This window comes from Pseudogemmobacter sp. W21_MBD1_M6, from assembly GCF_052119585.1.
GTDB lineage: Bacteria > Pseudomonadota > Alphaproteobacteria > Rhodobacterales > Rhodobacteraceae > JBGQOJ01.
On sequence record NZ_JBGQOJ010000014.1, the window covers coordinates 65,794 to 78,961 of the forward strand.

Sequence of the window (13,168 nt, forward strand, 5' to 3'; positions counted from 1 at the left end):
CATGATATTTCGCAAAACCATTATCCCACCCATCGCCCTGTGCCTTGCTCTTGCAGCCCTCGCCGGATGCACAAGCGACGCGGATATCGCCCGCGTCATGCTGGAGGCGGACACAACCACGGCGCGCGTCAACGTCGCCCCGAATTACATCGAGGTGCGGACCATCGCCCTGCCGCTATACGCCAAGGCAGAGCAAATTCCGGTTCTGGCGGCGGACGGATCGGTGCGGATCACCGACAAACAGGTCTGGGCCGACGCCCCGGATGCCGCGCTGACTTCGATGCTGGCCAGCAATCTGGCGCAGATTACATCGGCCACTGTGGCAGCCGAACCCTGGCCGCTGGAGCAATACCCCGATGCGCGGATCGAAGTGCGTGTCGACCAGTTGATCGCATCGCTGGGCGGTGTGTTGAAGTTCAACGGCACCTATTTCGTGACCTCTGTTTCGGGCAATGCGCGCGAACGGGCCGAGCGGTTCGCGTTCGAAGTGCCGGTGGCGGGCGAGGATTATATCGCGCTGTCGCGCGCCAACGCGAGAGCCGTGCGCCTGTTGTCAGAGGCAATTGCCAAGCGCATGGGCCGCTGACCCAGCAGACGCGCTGCGCGCGATTGCCTTGGTCTCGCCCCTTTCAGGGGCTCGGGTTTTGCGCTTCGCGCGAGAGTATTTTTGCCGAGAAGAGGGGCAAGACCGGTCGTTAGGGCGGGTCAGATGATCTCGTCTTCGTCAAACAGCGGGTCCGCATCCAGTTGCGCGGTCAGGGTTTCCATCTTTTTCTCTGCGTCGTCTTTGGGGTGGACCGAGGCGATGTGGAACAGCGCGTCGCCCTCGTTCACGACCGGCAGCACGGCGCGACCGATGATGATGCCGGGGGCACCCGCAAGAATTTCGGTTTCCGCCTGCCCGAAGGGGTCGGCAACGATACCCAGAAGGTCGCCCGTTTCCACAACGTCACCCGAAGATTTGAAGGTGCGCACCAGACCACCCGCGGGCGAGCGCACCCATTTGCTGGTGGAGCAGTGCATCGCGGTCGTCTTGGGCTTGGCGATGCCCTTGGCCGCGACCATGTTCAACTCGCGCATCACCCGCAAGATGCCCGAGACGCCGGCGCGGACCGAGAATTCGTCGAACCGCAGCCCCTCTCCGGCCTCGTAAAGCAGGACATCGACGCCAAGATCGCCCGCGGCCCCCCGCAACGATCCCTCGCGCACCGGGGCAGTCAGGATCACAGGGGCACCGAAGACCTCTGCCAGGGTTTTCGTCTGCGCCTTTTTCGGGGATATGCGGATTTGTGGCAGGTTGGTGCGGTGGATCGCGGCGGAATGCAGGTCGATCCCGAAATCGCACCGTGCCACGATCTCTGTCAGGAACAGATGCGCCAGCCGCGAGGCCAGAGAGCCGCCCGGAGTGCCGGGAAACGAGCGGTTCAGGTCGCGGCGGTCGGGCAGATAGCGTGAATGGTTCAGGAAGCCGAAGGCGTTGACGATAGGCACCGCGATCAGCGTGCCATGCAGCGTGTCGAGGTTGGGTGCGCGCAGCAGGCGGCGCACGATTTCCACGCCGATCACCTCGTCGCCATGAACCGCCGCGCTGACAAAGATCACCGGTCCGGGCTTGCGCCCATGGACCACATGCACCGACATCGTGACGGGCGTATGGTCGGACAACACACTGACCGGAAGGTTGATCGTGGTGCGGGTTCCGGCGGCAACATTATGCCCCGCGATCTTGAACGCAGGCACCATGGCGCGTTATCCTTTGCCCTTGGTTTTCGTCGCGTGGGGTTTCGCCTTGGCGACCAGAAAGTCGATGATCATTCCGGCAATATCCAGTCCGGTCGCGCCTTCGACGCCTTCAAGCCCCGGAGAGGAGTTGACCTCCATCACCACAGGGCCGTGATTGGCGCGCAGCATATCGACGCCGCAGACGTTCAGGCCCAGCGATTTCGCGGCCCGCAATGCGGTCGAGCGTTCCTCGGGGGAGATCTTGATGGTTTTGGCCGTGCCGCCGCGATGCAGGTTCGAGCGGAACTCGCCCTCGGCGCCGGTGCGCTGCATGGCTGCCACGACCTTGCCGCCCACCACGATCGCGCGAATATCGGTGCCGCCTGCCTCTTTGATGAATTCCTGCACAAGGATGTTCACATTGGCACCGCGGAACGCCTCGATCACCGATTTCGCCGAACGGTTGGTGTCGGCCAGAACCACGCCGATGCCCTGCGTGCCCTCGAGCAGCTTGATCACCAAGGGCGCGCCGCCCGCCAGTGCCAGAATTTCCTCTGTCTGCTTGGCGTCATGGGCAAAGGTCGTCACCGGCAGGCCGATTCCGTCGCGCGCCAGCAACTGCATCGAGCGCAGCTTGTCGCGCGACCGGCCAATGGCGACCGATTCGTTCAGAGGATAGACGCCCATCATCTCGAACTGGCGCAGCACGGCCAGCCCGTAGAAGGTGATCGAGGCCCCGATCCGCGGAATGACCGCATCATAATGGCCCAGTTTTTCGCCATTATAATACACTTCGGGCCGGCGGGACGCGATGTTCATATAGCAGCGCAGCGTGTTGATGATGTCCAACTCGTGGCCGCGATCCTCGGCGGCCTGCTTCAGCCGTTGGTGTGAATAAAGGTCGGGGTTGCGGGCTAGCATGGCGATTTTCATCTGGGTCTCTCCGGTCGGGGGGATGCCCCATGTGGCGCGTATCGGTGTCGCGGCTTCTTATACGGTCCGGGGGCGTCCGGCCAGCGGGATCGAAGGGGCATTCAGGGGGCGAAAACCGTGCTGGCGCAGCCCCTGCGGGAAAAAATGCGCTGCGGGGACTTTCCGTCTTGCGGTGAATCACGCGCGGCCCTATGTGCCGTTTTATAGACGCCAACGCACGCGCCTCTGGCCGGTGGGTCTTACGTCCACCCGTGTTTACGTAGCGACGGTAACGTCTCCTTTTGGAAGTGAGCGGTCATATATGGCCGGGTCTGTCTGGAGATGACCAATGAATGCTACTGTAACCGACATCGTCGGCGGCCCTGTCGTCGCGCCCGCCTCCCGTATCGAAAACTTCATCCGCTCGACCCGTTTCGACCACCCGACTCTGGTGATCGACACGCAGGTCGTGGAAACCCAGTTCCGCGCGTTGAAGGCCGGTCTGGGCGAGGCCCACATTCACTATGCCGTCAAGGCAAACCCCGCCCGCGAGATCATCGAGACACTGATCGCCAACGGCAGCCGGTTCGACGCGGCCTCGCGCGGCGAGATCGAGCTGTGCCTGTCGCTGGGTGCGGCACCGGACGATATCTCGTTCGGCAATACCATCAAACGCCCGTCCGACATCGCCTTTGCCTTTCACGCGGGGATCACCCTGTTCGCGGTCGATGCCGAAGAAGAGATGCACAAGATCGCCGCCCAAGCGCCCGGCGCAGAGGTCTACGTCCGGCTGATCGTCGATGCGTCCGAGGCCGACTGGCCCCTGACACGCAAGTTCGGCTGCGCCCGTGACAAGGCGCTGGACCTGCTGGCACTGGCGACAGAACTGGGCCTGAAGCCAGTGGGTTTCTCGTTCCACGTCGGGTCGCAGACCCGCAAGGCCCGCATGTGGACCACTGTTCTGGATCAGGTCGCCGAGATCTGGCACAGCGCGATTGCCGCGGGTTACGCCCTGACAACGCTGAACATCGGCGGCGGCTTTCCGGCCTTCTACGGCGAGGAAATCGACAGCCCCACCGCCTATGCCGCCGCCGTGATGGACCTGGTGCGCGCAAGGTTCGGCAAGGTCGAGCGGATCATGGCAGAGCCCGGTCGCGGTCTGGTGGCAGAGGCTGGCATGATCGCTGCTGAAGTGCTGCTGGTGTCCAGAAAATCCGAAAGTGACATGCACCGCTGGGTCTACCTCGACATTGGTCGGTTTTCCGGCCTTGCCGAAACCGAGGGCGAAGCGATCCGGTATCAGTTCATCACCGACCGTGACCACGAGGAAATGGGCGCCTGCATTCTGGCCGGGCCGTCCTGCGACAGTGCCGATGTCCTGTATGAAAAGCGCCCCGTTCAGTTGCCCCTCGGGCTGACGTCCGGCGACCGCTTTATCATCCGCAACTGCGGGGCCTATACCTCGACCTATTCGTCGATCGGCTTCAACGGCTTCCCGCCGCTGGACGTCGTCGTTATCTGAACCTGACCCACGCATGGAACGGGGCGGCACCTTAGGCAGGGTGCCGCCCTTTTTTGTGCTACAGCCCCGACGGCAAAAGGCCAGCAACAGGTACAGGCCGGACAGTGTGTCAGGCATCCGGATAAAGGTTGTGTTTCCACCCATTGAGATGCATAATTTACTGAATATGGCAATTTCGGTAAATTATGCACATGAAAGACAGTGTTCTGGCACAGGCCTTCGGGTTGATCGCGGCGATGGATCGCGACCTGATCGAGATCGTCAGCCTGTCGTTGTTTGTCAGCCTTAGCGCGGTCACGATTGCCTGTGCGATCGGGTTCCCGCTGGCGGCCCTTCTGGCGACGACCCGGTTTCGCGGGCGCGGCTTTGTCGTGCTTGTGCTGAACGCCCTGATGGGGCTACCCCCCGTCGTCGTCGGGCTGATTGTCTATCTGAACCTGTCCCGCTCTGGCCCGCTGGGATTTCTGGGGCTTTTGTATTCACCCACCGCGATGATTATCGCGCAGGTTATTCTGATCACGCCGATTGTCGCCGCGATCGCACGCCAGATTGTCGAAGACCTGCACGACGAATACGCAGAGTTGTTCGTGTCCATGACGGTCGGCCGCTGGACGGCGATGCGCGCCGTTCTGTGGGACGCGCGGTTTTCGCTGGTCACTGCGGCCCTCGCCGGATTTGGCCGCTCTATCGCCGAGGTCGGCGCGGTGATCATCGTCGGCGGCAACATCGACCACCTGACGCGGGTGATGACCACGGCAATCGCGCTGGAAACCTCCAAGGGGGATTTACCGCTTGCCCTGGCATTGGGGGTCATCCTGCTGATGATCGCCCTTGGCCTGAATGCGGCGATTTCTGCCTTCAGGTTCACAGAACGGCGGGTCGGATATGTTTGACACCGAACCACAGCTCACCCCCTCGCCCTGCTCCTTACGGGTCGAGGGGGTGCGGCTTTTGTCGGGCGACCGGGTGTTGCTTGACGGGATAGACCTGACGCTGGGCACGGATGCGCGCACCTGCCTTATGGGGTTCAACGGCGCGGGCAAAAGCCTGTTGCTTCGCTGTCTGCACGGGCTGATCGCACCCAGTGCGGGGCGGATCGTCTGGGCACAAGGCGCGGGCCGCGAGGCGCAGGCGATGGTGTTCCAGAAACCCGTTCTGCTTCGGCGCAACGCCGCGCAGAACATCGCCTTTGCCGCAGGTCTGCGCGGCAAGGCGGGGGCGGATCTGACGCGGCACCTGCTGGATCAGGTCGGGTTGCTCGACAAGGCAGAGACGCCCGCGCAGGTGCTGTCCGGCGGCGAAAAGCAACGGCTTGCACTGGCACGGGCCCTGGCACTGCGACCCAGAGTGTTGTTTCTGGACGAGGCGACCGCCAATCTTGACCCGCTGTCCGTCCGACTGTTCGAGGATACGATGAACGCGGTCCACAAGGCGGGCACCAAGATCATCTTTGTTTCGCATGACCCCGCGCAGGCGCGGCGCATGGCAGATGAAATTGTATTTCTGCACAACGGTCGGATCACCGAAGTGACCCGCGCCGCCCCCTTCTTTGCAAAACCGCAAAGCGCGGCGGCGCGCGCCTATCTGGCGGGCGACCTTTTTCCCTAACCAACCCAGAGGATGTGATGAACTTTAAAACTTTTACCGCGGCCCTTTTGTCCGCAACGCTGATCGCCCTGCCCGCCATGGCGCAGGACAAATCCATTCTGGTGCAGTCGACCACATCGACCGCGAATTCCGGCCTGTTCGACACGCTGTTGCCCGAGTTCACCAAGGACAGCGGGATCACCGTCAATGTTGTGGCCGTCGGCACCGGGCAAGCGATCAAGAATGCCGAGAACTGCGATGGCGACGTTTTGTTGGTGCATGCAAAGGCCGCCGAAGAAAAGTTCATCGAAAGCGGCTTTGGCGTGGCCCGCTTTGACCTGATGTACAACGACTTTGTCATCGTCGGCCCCGCAGCCGATCCTGCGGGGGTGGCCGGCATGACAGACGTCACCGCCGCCCTGACCAAAATCGCCGACGCCAAAGCCCCCTTTGCCTCGCGCGGGGATGATTCCGGCACCCACAAGAAAGAGCTGCAATTGTGGCAGGCCGCCGGCATCGACACCGCTGCGGCCTCGGGGGGCTGGTATCGGTCCACGGGCTCGGGCATGGGGGCGACGCTGAATGCGGGGGTTGGCATGGGGGCCTATGTGCTGACCGACCGCGCCACATGGATCAGCTTTGCCAACAAGGCCGATTTCAAGATCGAGGTCGAAGGCGACACAAACCTGTTCAACCAATACGGTGTGATTCTGGTGAACCCCGCCAAATGCCCAAGCGTCAAAGCCGAAGACGGTCAGGCCTTTGTCGACTGGCTGATCTCGGATAAAGGTCAGGCGTCGATCGCAGACTACAAGATCGACGGCCAGCAACTGTTCTTTCCCAACGCAGGGCAATAGCGCAGAGTTTTCCCGCCGATCAAAACAGGCAGGCCGACATCACGTTCGGCCTGCAACCCGTCGGTTTTGATTTGGTTTCAAACGCTCAGCACCCCGTCCGCCGGAACACCACCCCAAGCGTTTTGACAATGATCCAAAGATCATACAGGCGCGATGCGGTGGACATATAGTCGACATCCATCTGCACCCGCTCTTCATAGGCGATGTCGTTGCGGCCCGACACCTGCCATATCCCCGTGATGCCCGGTTTCATCGCCAGATAGGCCCAGACATGCCTGTCATATTTTTCCAGTTCCGCCGAAACCACCGGGCGCGGGCCGACAAAGCTCATCTCTCCGCGCAGGACATTCCAGATTTGCGGCAGCTCATCCAGACTTGTCCGGCGCAGGAAGCCGCCGAACCGCGTGATGCGCGGATCGTCGCGCAGTTTGAAATTGTCGCGCCATTCAATCGCCGCCTGCGGGTTGCGCGACAGATGGGCAAAAAGCAGGTCGTCGGCCCCCTGCAACATCGTCCGCAACTTCCAGCATCGAAACAGTTTTCCGTTTTGCCCGACACGGGTATGGGCGAAGAAACCAGGCCCCCCGTCCCGTCTGGCAAGCACCCAGAAAAGCCCGATCAGCGGGGCGACAAACGGCAGCAACAGCAACACGAAAACCACATCGAACACCCGCTTGCCCCTTGCGGGGATAACAACAGGATCGGGTTGGGCGATGGCGGTCCGTTCGGGAACAAGAAACACAACATGCTGCATCGGAAACATCCAGGATCAACGCACGCCCGACTGGCGCTGCCTTGATCCTAGCCAGGGGAGAGTTACCAAATATTTAATCACCTTTAAGTTTATATTTGCATCAAATTGGTGTATCCCTTGCCGCAGTTCGATTTGTGTTGGTTGCATGGATCGGCCCCCGCCCGTGTCAAGGAAATTCACCCTGACCGCGCATTGGGGCACCACAATGCGCCCAAGGTATCAGTAACGGGTCGCCCTGCGGTGGGTCGATCCGACGCTTAAACCTCTGACAACCGACGGATCAAACCGCGTTGCGATATTTGGTCCATGCGGAAAGGGACAATATGGACAGGCGGGATATGCATCCGGACCCGAAGACAGGCGCGATCGACCGGAACATCGGTCGACGGATCCGCGCAAAAAGAATGGAACTCGATATATCTGTGCCTTTTATGGCAGATGAAATCGGGGTAAGCGTCGCTGTGCTTCAAGAGTTCGAAGCCGGAACACTGCGGGTCAGCGCCTTGGCCCTTTGGTTGATTTCCGGTTTTTTGCGTGTTCCCGTCACCTTCTTCTTTCACGGCCCGCACTATGATCTTTCGCTTGACCAGCAAGCGGAAGCACGGGGCAGTTTCGTGCGAGCAAATCGCAATGCAAAGACCAGATTGAGCCTGATCCATGCGGAAATTGACACGGCGGGCAAGCCGACGCTGCCCTCTTAGGATGTCCTTGCACGTGTCGCGAAAGCGGGCAGTTCAAACTGTTGACGCCAGAGACGTATACTGCTGGTATACCTAAAAGCATTATGCCACCCGAAGAATGCAGACACACCCATAAGTTGCCAAGCGAAAGGCGGTCTTTGTTATGAACCTGATCGACCTTAGCGCGCTGAAGGGTGAGCATAACAGCTATGTGACCTATCTGGACCAGATCTGCGACCTGCTGGAGGTCGACTATGCCTCTTATGCGGCGACAAACCCGATTACGGGGGCGGTGCAGGGCTACGCCAATTATCCCGACGCATGGAAAATGCGATATATGAAAATGGGTCTGCACCGGATCGACCCGACCCTGCATCAATCCGCAAAAAGCATCGCGCCGGTCGATTGGGAACGGTTCGAGAAGGACGAGAAATTTCGATCGGTGTTCTTTGCCGCCCATGATTTCGGGATATCCTCGCGCGGCATCACCGTCCCTGTCCGCGGCCCATATGGCGATTGCGGCCTGTTCAGCATCACGAAATCCTGCACCCAGACCGAATGGGAAAAGCTGCGCCGGAAAATCGCCAGCGAGCTTCAGATGGCCGCAGTCCACATGCACGATTCAGTGATGCAGTCAGACGTTTTGTCCAGCGCCCTGCGCCAACCAAAGATGTCGACGCGCGAACTGGAAATATTGCACTGGACAGCGGCGGGAAAATCGCAACAAGACGTAGGTGACATTCTTTGCATTTCGTATAGAACGGTCGAGGTGCATCTGCGATCCGCACGCGAAAAGCTTGGCGCGCTGACAACGGCGCAGGCTGTCGGACGCGCGATCGGACTTGGTTTGATCCTGCCAGGTTAAGACCTGTTAACCACGACTAAGGGATTTACCGTATAGCATATATATCTGGAACAGTGACTATCTCCTTACCTATGTAAGGAGCTACCTAGATGATTTTCGTAATTGACGGGCTTAACGAACATCGCTTTCCCGAACTGATGACAGAAGTTTTCAGGTTGCGGGCACGCGTTTTCAAAAACAGGCTTGATTGGGACGTCAAGGTCGTAAACGGGTGTGAAATTGATGCCTTCGACAAACTGAATCCGGCCCATGTTGTCAGCTTTGACGAAGAAGGGCATGTCGTGGGATGCATGCGGCTTCTTCAGACGACCGGACCGCATATGCTGTCGGACGTCTTTTCCAACCTTCTTGACGGCGAGCCACCACTCCGCAGTTCGACACTATGGGAAGCAACGCGGTTTTGCGTTGATACCGAGCGCCTGTCCGGCGGGCGCACCCGCAACTCCATCTCTTACGTCACCAGCGAAGTGATGCTGGGCGCGTTCGAATATGCCCGCAGGGCAGGTGTTACCGATGCTGTGGCCGTGATTGACCCGATTATGGACCGGGTTCTGAAACGGTCGGCAAATGCACCTTACGACTATCTGGGATCGCCGAAATCCATGGGCAAAGTCACAGCGCTGGCCGCGTTGATGGATTGCTCTTCCGAACGGATCAACGCCATTCGCGACTTTGCGGGGATCACCGGGGATATCTTCGCCTCGGAAGAGGTCGCATCCAGAATATCCGAAAAGGCAGTAGCATAATGAGCGAAGTAATCGATTTTCCTCCGCCCACCCGGTTGGAACGCGATGCTTTTTCAGACCTTCTTTCGTCGATAACAAACCAGGGGTTGCGCATTTACTGCACAGAGCAGATCCGATGCGCAAAGACGACAGAAGAACTGTCCGCCGCGATTCACCTTGTTGAAGAGATCGCGTGGGGCATGTCTGACAGGCAATTGCCCTACGGAACGGGCAACTAGACCTCTGTGGGGCGCATATCGGATCGCGTCAGGGCGGAAACGCCGCATCGCGATCCGCGCCCTGCGGCCTTTCAATGATCGGCGGGACAGGACCGGACAGGCGTTCCGCGCCGATTGCGGTGGATCGGGCTGCGCTGACCTACCAATCCCGACCACAAGGCACTATCTAAAGGGGCCACCACCTGAAAGGCGCGCCCGATGATCCCCCACTCCGTCCTTGATCTGTCACCCGTTCCAGAGGGCCAGACAACCGCAGACGCGCTGCGAAATACCCTTGACCTTGCGCAGCACGCCGAGCAGTGGGGCTATAACCGGTTCTGGCTGGCAGAGCATCACAACATGTCGGGCATCGCCAGCGCCGCAACCTCGGTGCTGATCGGCCATGTGGCCAGCGGCACCACGACCATCCGCGTCGGGTCGGGCGGGATCATGCTGCCCAATCACGCGCCTTTGATAATCGCAGAGCAGTTCGGCACCCTGGCAACCCTGCACCCCGGACGCATTGACCTCGGCGTCGGGCGTGCGCCCGGCACCGATATGGCAACGGCGCGGGCCTTGCGCCGGACGCTGGATGACGGCACGGGTTTTCCACAGGACGTATCGGAACTGATCGGATATCTGGGCGAAGCGCCCGAGGGAACACCGGTTCGGGCCATTCCGGGAGCGGGAACGCATGTGCCGGTGTGGATTCTTGGGTCCAGCCTTTATGGTGCGCAACTGGCGGCACATCTTGGCCTGCCCTATGCGTTCGCCTCGCATTTCGCACCGGCCGATCTGGATCAGGCACTGACGATCTATCGCCAGACGTTCCGGCCATCTGTCCATCTGGACAGGCCCCGCTTCATGCTTGCGATGAACGTCTTTGCCGCAGAAACCGATGATGCGGGGCGGTATCTTAAGTCCTCGATGCAAATGGCCTTTGCCAATTTGCGCAGCGGACGCCCCGGCAAACTGCCACGCCCCGTCGATGATATTGCCCGGCACATCGACCCCGCGATGCTGCGGATGGTCAATCAGGCGCTGGCCTGTTCCGCCTCGGGCGGGCCGGACAAGGTGCGATCGGAACTGGGTGCATTGCTGGATCGCTACCAACCGGACGAGGTGATCCTGACCGGACAAATCCACGACCACGCCGCGCGATTGCGGTCCTTCGAGATCGCAGCGGGCCTGTTGGCAGAGGCGGACGTGCGGCGACCGGCGGCCTGAAACGGGTGTCCCCCCCAAGGGCAAGGAAAATGCCGGTGCCGCACGCAGATTGTCGCAACCCCCGTTACGCGATGGCCCCACGCGGCTGCGGGATCTAATATGGCACACGTGATCTGTGGCGGCGCTGCAGGTCAACGGACCCCGGATATTCAAACACAGAAAGACCTGAAAATGGCCTATACCGAAAAGTTCCAGACCCTTGCAGACACCGCACGCGCACAGGTTGACGAAGTAAACCCGCAAGACGTTGACGCCTTGATCGCGGCGGGTGCCGTGGCGTTGGATATTCGCGACAAGGAAGAGCATGACGCAGGGCACATCGAAGGCTCTGTCAACATCAGCCGCGGCAAGTTGGAAATGAACGTCGAGGGGGTGATCCCCGACCTTGAAACCACGATCCTTTGCTACTGCAACGCCTATAACCGCGGCGCGTTGTCTGCGGCAACGCTGCGGGGAATGGGATTCAAGAACGCAAAATTCATTGCGGGCGGCCTGAACGCCTATCGCAAGCTGGGCTAGCCGCGTTTGTGACCGTCAGCGGGCGTGCAACAGGGTCAATCGTTCGCCTTGACGCGGCGGGTTGCGTCGCACAAGAACGGGGCAGTCACCCGCAAAAAGGATATGGCATGACCCTTCTTTTGGTTCACACCGGCGGCACCATCGGCATGGCACCGGGGCCGCTGGGCCTTGAACCCGCAGCGGGTCTTGTCGAACAGGCACTGACCGCCCTTTTGCCGGATAATGTCCAGCTTCTGACCCATATCTTTGACCCGCTTCTGGACAGTGCGGATCTAAGCCCGTCTGACTGGAACCGCATTCTTGACGTGATCGACGCGCACCCCGGAATCCCCGTGATTGTGACCCATGGCACTGATACGATGTCATTTTCCGGCGCGGCCCTTGCACAGGCTCTGGCCGGATCGGGCCGGCATGTGGTCTTGTGCGGGTCCATGGTGCCCCTTGGGCAAGGCGGCGACGCCGAGGCCAATCTGGCGCTGGCGGTCCGTGCCGCGCAAAGCCCCGACGCGACGGTCGAACTTGTCTTTTCGGGACAGCGCCTTGCCGCGGCGGGACTTGTGAAACATGACAGTCGTGGCCACGACGCCTTTCGCAGCCAGCCACAGGCCACCCTGTTGCCGCCCCGCAAACGCCGCTTTGACGACAGGCGCCTTGCGATCCTGACGCTGTCGCCCGGCTTGCCCGCCACCGTTCTGGTGGCCGCACTTGGGGGATTGGACGCTGCCGTTTTGCGGGTCTTTGGCGCGGGCACGGTGATGTCCGACCCCGCCATACTTGCGGCCCTGACCGACGCTGTCGCACAGGGAAAACGCATTCGCGCGGTCAGCCAGTGCGAGGCCGGCGGACTGGAACCCGGCGCATATGCCGCCGGTGCCGGGCTGTGGCAGGCGGGTGTGGAAAACGGCGGACCAGAGACATCGGAGGCGGCATTGATCCATCTGTGGCTGAACCCTTGAGTCAGGCGTTTCAATATAGACCCCGGCAACAAACCCACTGCGTAATAGTTAGCCTTATCCGATTGATCCCGGCACCCTGTCCCGTGTCACACGTCCGATCTGTTGGTTGCGAACACCCTTTCGATAACCTGCTCCATTTCCAGCACATTCCAGCCGATCATTTCGCTTGCATTGCGCGCCTTGCGGCGAAACATTGCGCCAATGAATGATACAAATCCCACTGCCCTATCCCCGACAAAGGTTCGCATCCGGCTGGTCTTTGACGAGGATGCAATGCTTGGCCCCGGCAAGGCGGAACTGCTTGAACGCATCCGCGACACCGGGTCGATTTCGGCCGCCGGGCGGCAGATGCAGATGAGCTACAAGCGCGCCTGGATGCTGGTCGAGACGCTGAACGCCATTTTCCGCGAGCCGCTGGTGGACAGCACGCGCGGCGGGAAAAAGGGCGGCGGGGCGAAACTGACGCAGACAGGGCTTGCCGTTCTGGCGCAATATCGCAGCTTTGAGGAAACCGTCGCCAAAAGCGGCGCGGCGCAGATTTCCGTTCTGCGCGGAATGCTAAGGGATATTCCCGACAGGAAATAGCGGTTGCTTTTTCTGGCGCAACCCGTGATATGTTTTTGA

15 protein-coding genes are annotated in these 13,168 nt (G+C 60.6%); 12 read left to right on the forward strand and 3 right to left on the reverse strand.

Going from position 1 to position 13,168, the window contains the following annotated elements:
- The first annotated feature begins 1 nt into the window (after window position 1).
- Window positions 2-586 carry a PqiC family protein gene (locus ACEN2R_RS14115; RefSeq protein WP_442043286.1) on the forward strand — a complete coding sequence of 195 codons (585 nt, stop codon included), beginning with the start codon at window positions 2-4 and terminating at the stop codon, window positions 584-586.
- 119 nt (window positions 587-705) lie between these two features.
- On the opposite strand, the gene ACEN2R_RS14120 is transcribed toward ACEN2R_RS14115, so the two are convergent.
- A complete protein-coding gene (locus ACEN2R_RS14120) occupies window positions 706-1,743 on the reverse strand; it encodes a succinylglutamate desuccinylase/aspartoacylase family protein (protein ID WP_442043288.1) in 1,038 nt (345 codons plus the stop codon).
- 6 nt (window positions 1,744-1,749) lie between these two features.
- On the reverse strand, window positions 1,750-2,655 hold the full coding sequence (rimK, locus tag ACEN2R_RS14125; protein WP_442043290.1) for a 30S ribosomal protein S6--L-glutamate ligase: 906 nt from the start codon (window positions 2,653-2,655) through the stop codon (window positions 1,750-1,752).
- A gap of 328 nt (window positions 2,656-2,983) precedes the next feature.
- On the opposite strand from rimK, the gene ACEN2R_RS14130 reads away from it, so the two are divergent.
- The 4 genes from ACEN2R_RS14130 to ACEN2R_RS14145 all read left to right on the forward strand — a co-directional run bounded on the left by ACEN2R_RS14130 (window position 2,984) and on the right by ACEN2R_RS14145 (window position 6,600).
- Window positions 2,984-4,156: a type III PLP-dependent enzyme gene (locus ACEN2R_RS14130; protein ID WP_442043292.1), complete on the forward strand. Its 1,173-nt coding sequence runs from the start codon at window positions 2,984-2,986 to the stop codon at window positions 4,154-4,156.
- A gap of 185 nt (window positions 4,157-4,341) precedes the next feature.
- Entirely contained in the window at window positions 4,342-5,049 is a 708-nt protein-coding gene (locus ACEN2R_RS14135) for an ABC transporter permease (RefSeq protein ID WP_442043294.1), read from the forward strand.
- Window positions 5,042-5,764, forward strand: coding sequence for an ATP-binding cassette domain-containing protein (locus ACEN2R_RS14140; RefSeq protein ID WP_442043296.1), 723 nt, complete (start codon window positions 5,042-5,044; stop codon window positions 5,762-5,764). Before ACEN2R_RS14135 ends, ACEN2R_RS14140 begins: the two co-directional genes overlap by 8 nt.
- 17 nt (window positions 5,765-5,781) lie before the next feature.
- Window positions 5,782-6,600, forward strand: coding sequence for a substrate-binding domain-containing protein (locus ACEN2R_RS14145; RefSeq protein WP_442043298.1), 819 nt, complete (start codon window positions 5,782-5,784; stop codon window positions 6,598-6,600).
- A gap of 85 nt (window positions 6,601-6,685) precedes the next feature.
- On the opposite strand, the gene ACEN2R_RS14150 is transcribed toward ACEN2R_RS14145, so the two are convergent.
- A complete protein-coding gene (locus ACEN2R_RS14150; RefSeq protein WP_442043300.1) occupies window positions 6,686-7,354 on the reverse strand; it encodes a sugar transferase in 669 nt (222 codons plus the stop codon).
- Window positions 7,355-7,692: 338 nt separating this feature from the next.
- Between ACEN2R_RS14150 and ACEN2R_RS14155 the strand changes: the two genes are divergently transcribed.
- The 7 genes from ACEN2R_RS14155 to ACEN2R_RS14185 all read left to right on the forward strand — a co-directional run bounded on the left by ACEN2R_RS14155 (window position 7,693) and on the right by ACEN2R_RS14185 (window position 13,129).
- A complete protein-coding gene (locus ACEN2R_RS14155) occupies window positions 7,693-8,055 on the forward strand; it encodes a helix-turn-helix domain-containing protein (protein WP_442043302.1) in 363 nt (120 codons plus the stop codon).
- Between the two features lie 142 nt (window positions 8,056-8,197).
- On the forward strand, window positions 8,198-8,899 hold the full coding sequence (locus ACEN2R_RS14160; protein ID WP_442043304.1) for a helix-turn-helix transcriptional regulator: 702 nt from the start codon (window positions 8,198-8,200) through the stop codon (window positions 8,897-8,899).
- 89 nt (window positions 8,900-8,988) lie between these two features.
- Entirely contained in the window at window positions 8,989-9,645 is a 657-nt protein-coding gene (locus tag ACEN2R_RS14165; protein WP_442043306.1) for an acyl-homoserine-lactone synthase, read from the forward strand.
- A gap of 416 nt (window positions 9,646-10,061) precedes the next feature.
- A complete protein-coding gene (locus ACEN2R_RS14170; protein WP_442043308.1) occupies window positions 10,062-11,069 on the forward strand; it encodes an LLM class flavin-dependent oxidoreductase in 1,008 nt (335 codons plus the stop codon).
- A 99-nt stretch (window positions 11,070-11,168) separates the two neighbouring features.
- Window positions 11,169-11,588, forward strand: coding sequence for a rhodanese-like domain-containing protein (locus ACEN2R_RS14175; RefSeq protein WP_442043310.1), 420 nt, complete (start codon window positions 11,169-11,171; stop codon window positions 11,586-11,588).
- 107 nt (window positions 11,589-11,695) lie between these two features.
- Window positions 11,696-12,544, forward strand: coding sequence for an asparaginase domain-containing protein (locus ACEN2R_RS14180; protein WP_442043312.1), 849 nt, complete (start codon window positions 11,696-11,698; stop codon window positions 12,542-12,544).
- Window positions 12,545-12,745: 201 nt separating this feature from the next.
- The gene (locus ACEN2R_RS14185; RefSeq protein WP_442043314.1) at window positions 12,746-13,129 is read left to right on the forward strand and encodes a winged helix-turn-helix domain-containing protein; all 384 of its coding nucleotides are present in this window, start codon (window positions 12,746-12,748) and stop codon (window positions 13,127-13,129) included.
- Window positions 13,130-13,168: the final 39 nt, after the last annotated feature.

Excerpts from the sequence above, each read along its gene's own strand:
- ACEN2R_RS14130 (WP_442043292.1), top strand. The coding sequence starts at position 2,984 with ATGAATGCTACTGTAACCGACATCGTCGGCGGCCCTGTCGTCGCGCCC.
- ACEN2R_RS14170 (WP_442043308.1), top strand. The coding sequence starts at position 10,062 with ATGATCCCCCACTCCGTCCTTGATCTGTCACCCGTTCCAGAGGGCCAG.
- ACEN2R_RS14135 (WP_442043294.1), top strand. The coding sequence starts at position 4,342 with ATGCACATGAAAGACAGTGTTCTGGCACAGGCCTTCGGGTTGATCGCG.
- ACEN2R_RS14120 (WP_442043288.1), bottom strand. The coding sequence starts at position 1,743 with ATGGTGCCTGCGTTCAAGATCGCGGGGCATAATGTTGCCGCCGGAACC.
- rimK (WP_442043290.1), bottom strand. The coding sequence starts at position 2,655 with ATGAAAATCGCCATGCTAGCCCGCAACCCCGACCTTTATTCACACCAA.
- ACEN2R_RS14145 (WP_442043298.1), top strand. The coding sequence starts at position 5,782 with ATGAACTTTAAAACTTTTACCGCGGCCCTTTTGTCCGCAACGCTGATC.
- ACEN2R_RS14115 (WP_442043286.1), top strand. The coding sequence starts at position 2 with ATGATATTTCGCAAAACCATTATCCCACCCATCGCCCTGTGCCTTGCT.
- ACEN2R_RS14150 (WP_442043300.1), bottom strand. The coding sequence starts at position 7,354 with ATGCAGCATGTTGTGTTTCTTGTTCCCGAACGGACCGCCATCGCCCAA.
- ACEN2R_RS14175 (WP_442043310.1), top strand. The coding sequence starts at position 11,169 with ATGGCACACGTGATCTGTGGCGGCGCTGCAGGTCAACGGACCCCGGAT.
- ACEN2R_RS14185 (WP_442043314.1), top strand. The coding sequence starts at position 12,746 with ATGAATGATACAAATCCCACTGCCCTATCCCCGACAAAGGTTCGCATC.
- ACEN2R_RS14165 (WP_442043306.1), top strand. The coding sequence starts at position 8,989 with ATGATTTTCGTAATTGACGGGCTTAACGAACATCGCTTTCCCGAACTG.
- ACEN2R_RS14140 (WP_442043296.1), top strand. The coding sequence starts at position 5,042 with ATGTTTGACACCGAACCACAGCTCACCCCCTCGCCCTGCTCCTTACGG.
- ACEN2R_RS14155 (WP_442043302.1), top strand. The coding sequence starts at position 7,693 with ATGCATCCGGACCCGAAGACAGGCGCGATCGACCGGAACATCGGTCGA.
- ACEN2R_RS14160 (WP_442043304.1), top strand. The coding sequence starts at position 8,198 with ATGAACCTGATCGACCTTAGCGCGCTGAAGGGTGAGCATAACAGCTAT.
- ACEN2R_RS14180 (WP_442043312.1), top strand. The coding sequence starts at position 11,696 with ATGACCCTTCTTTTGGTTCACACCGGCGGCACCATCGGCATGGCACCG.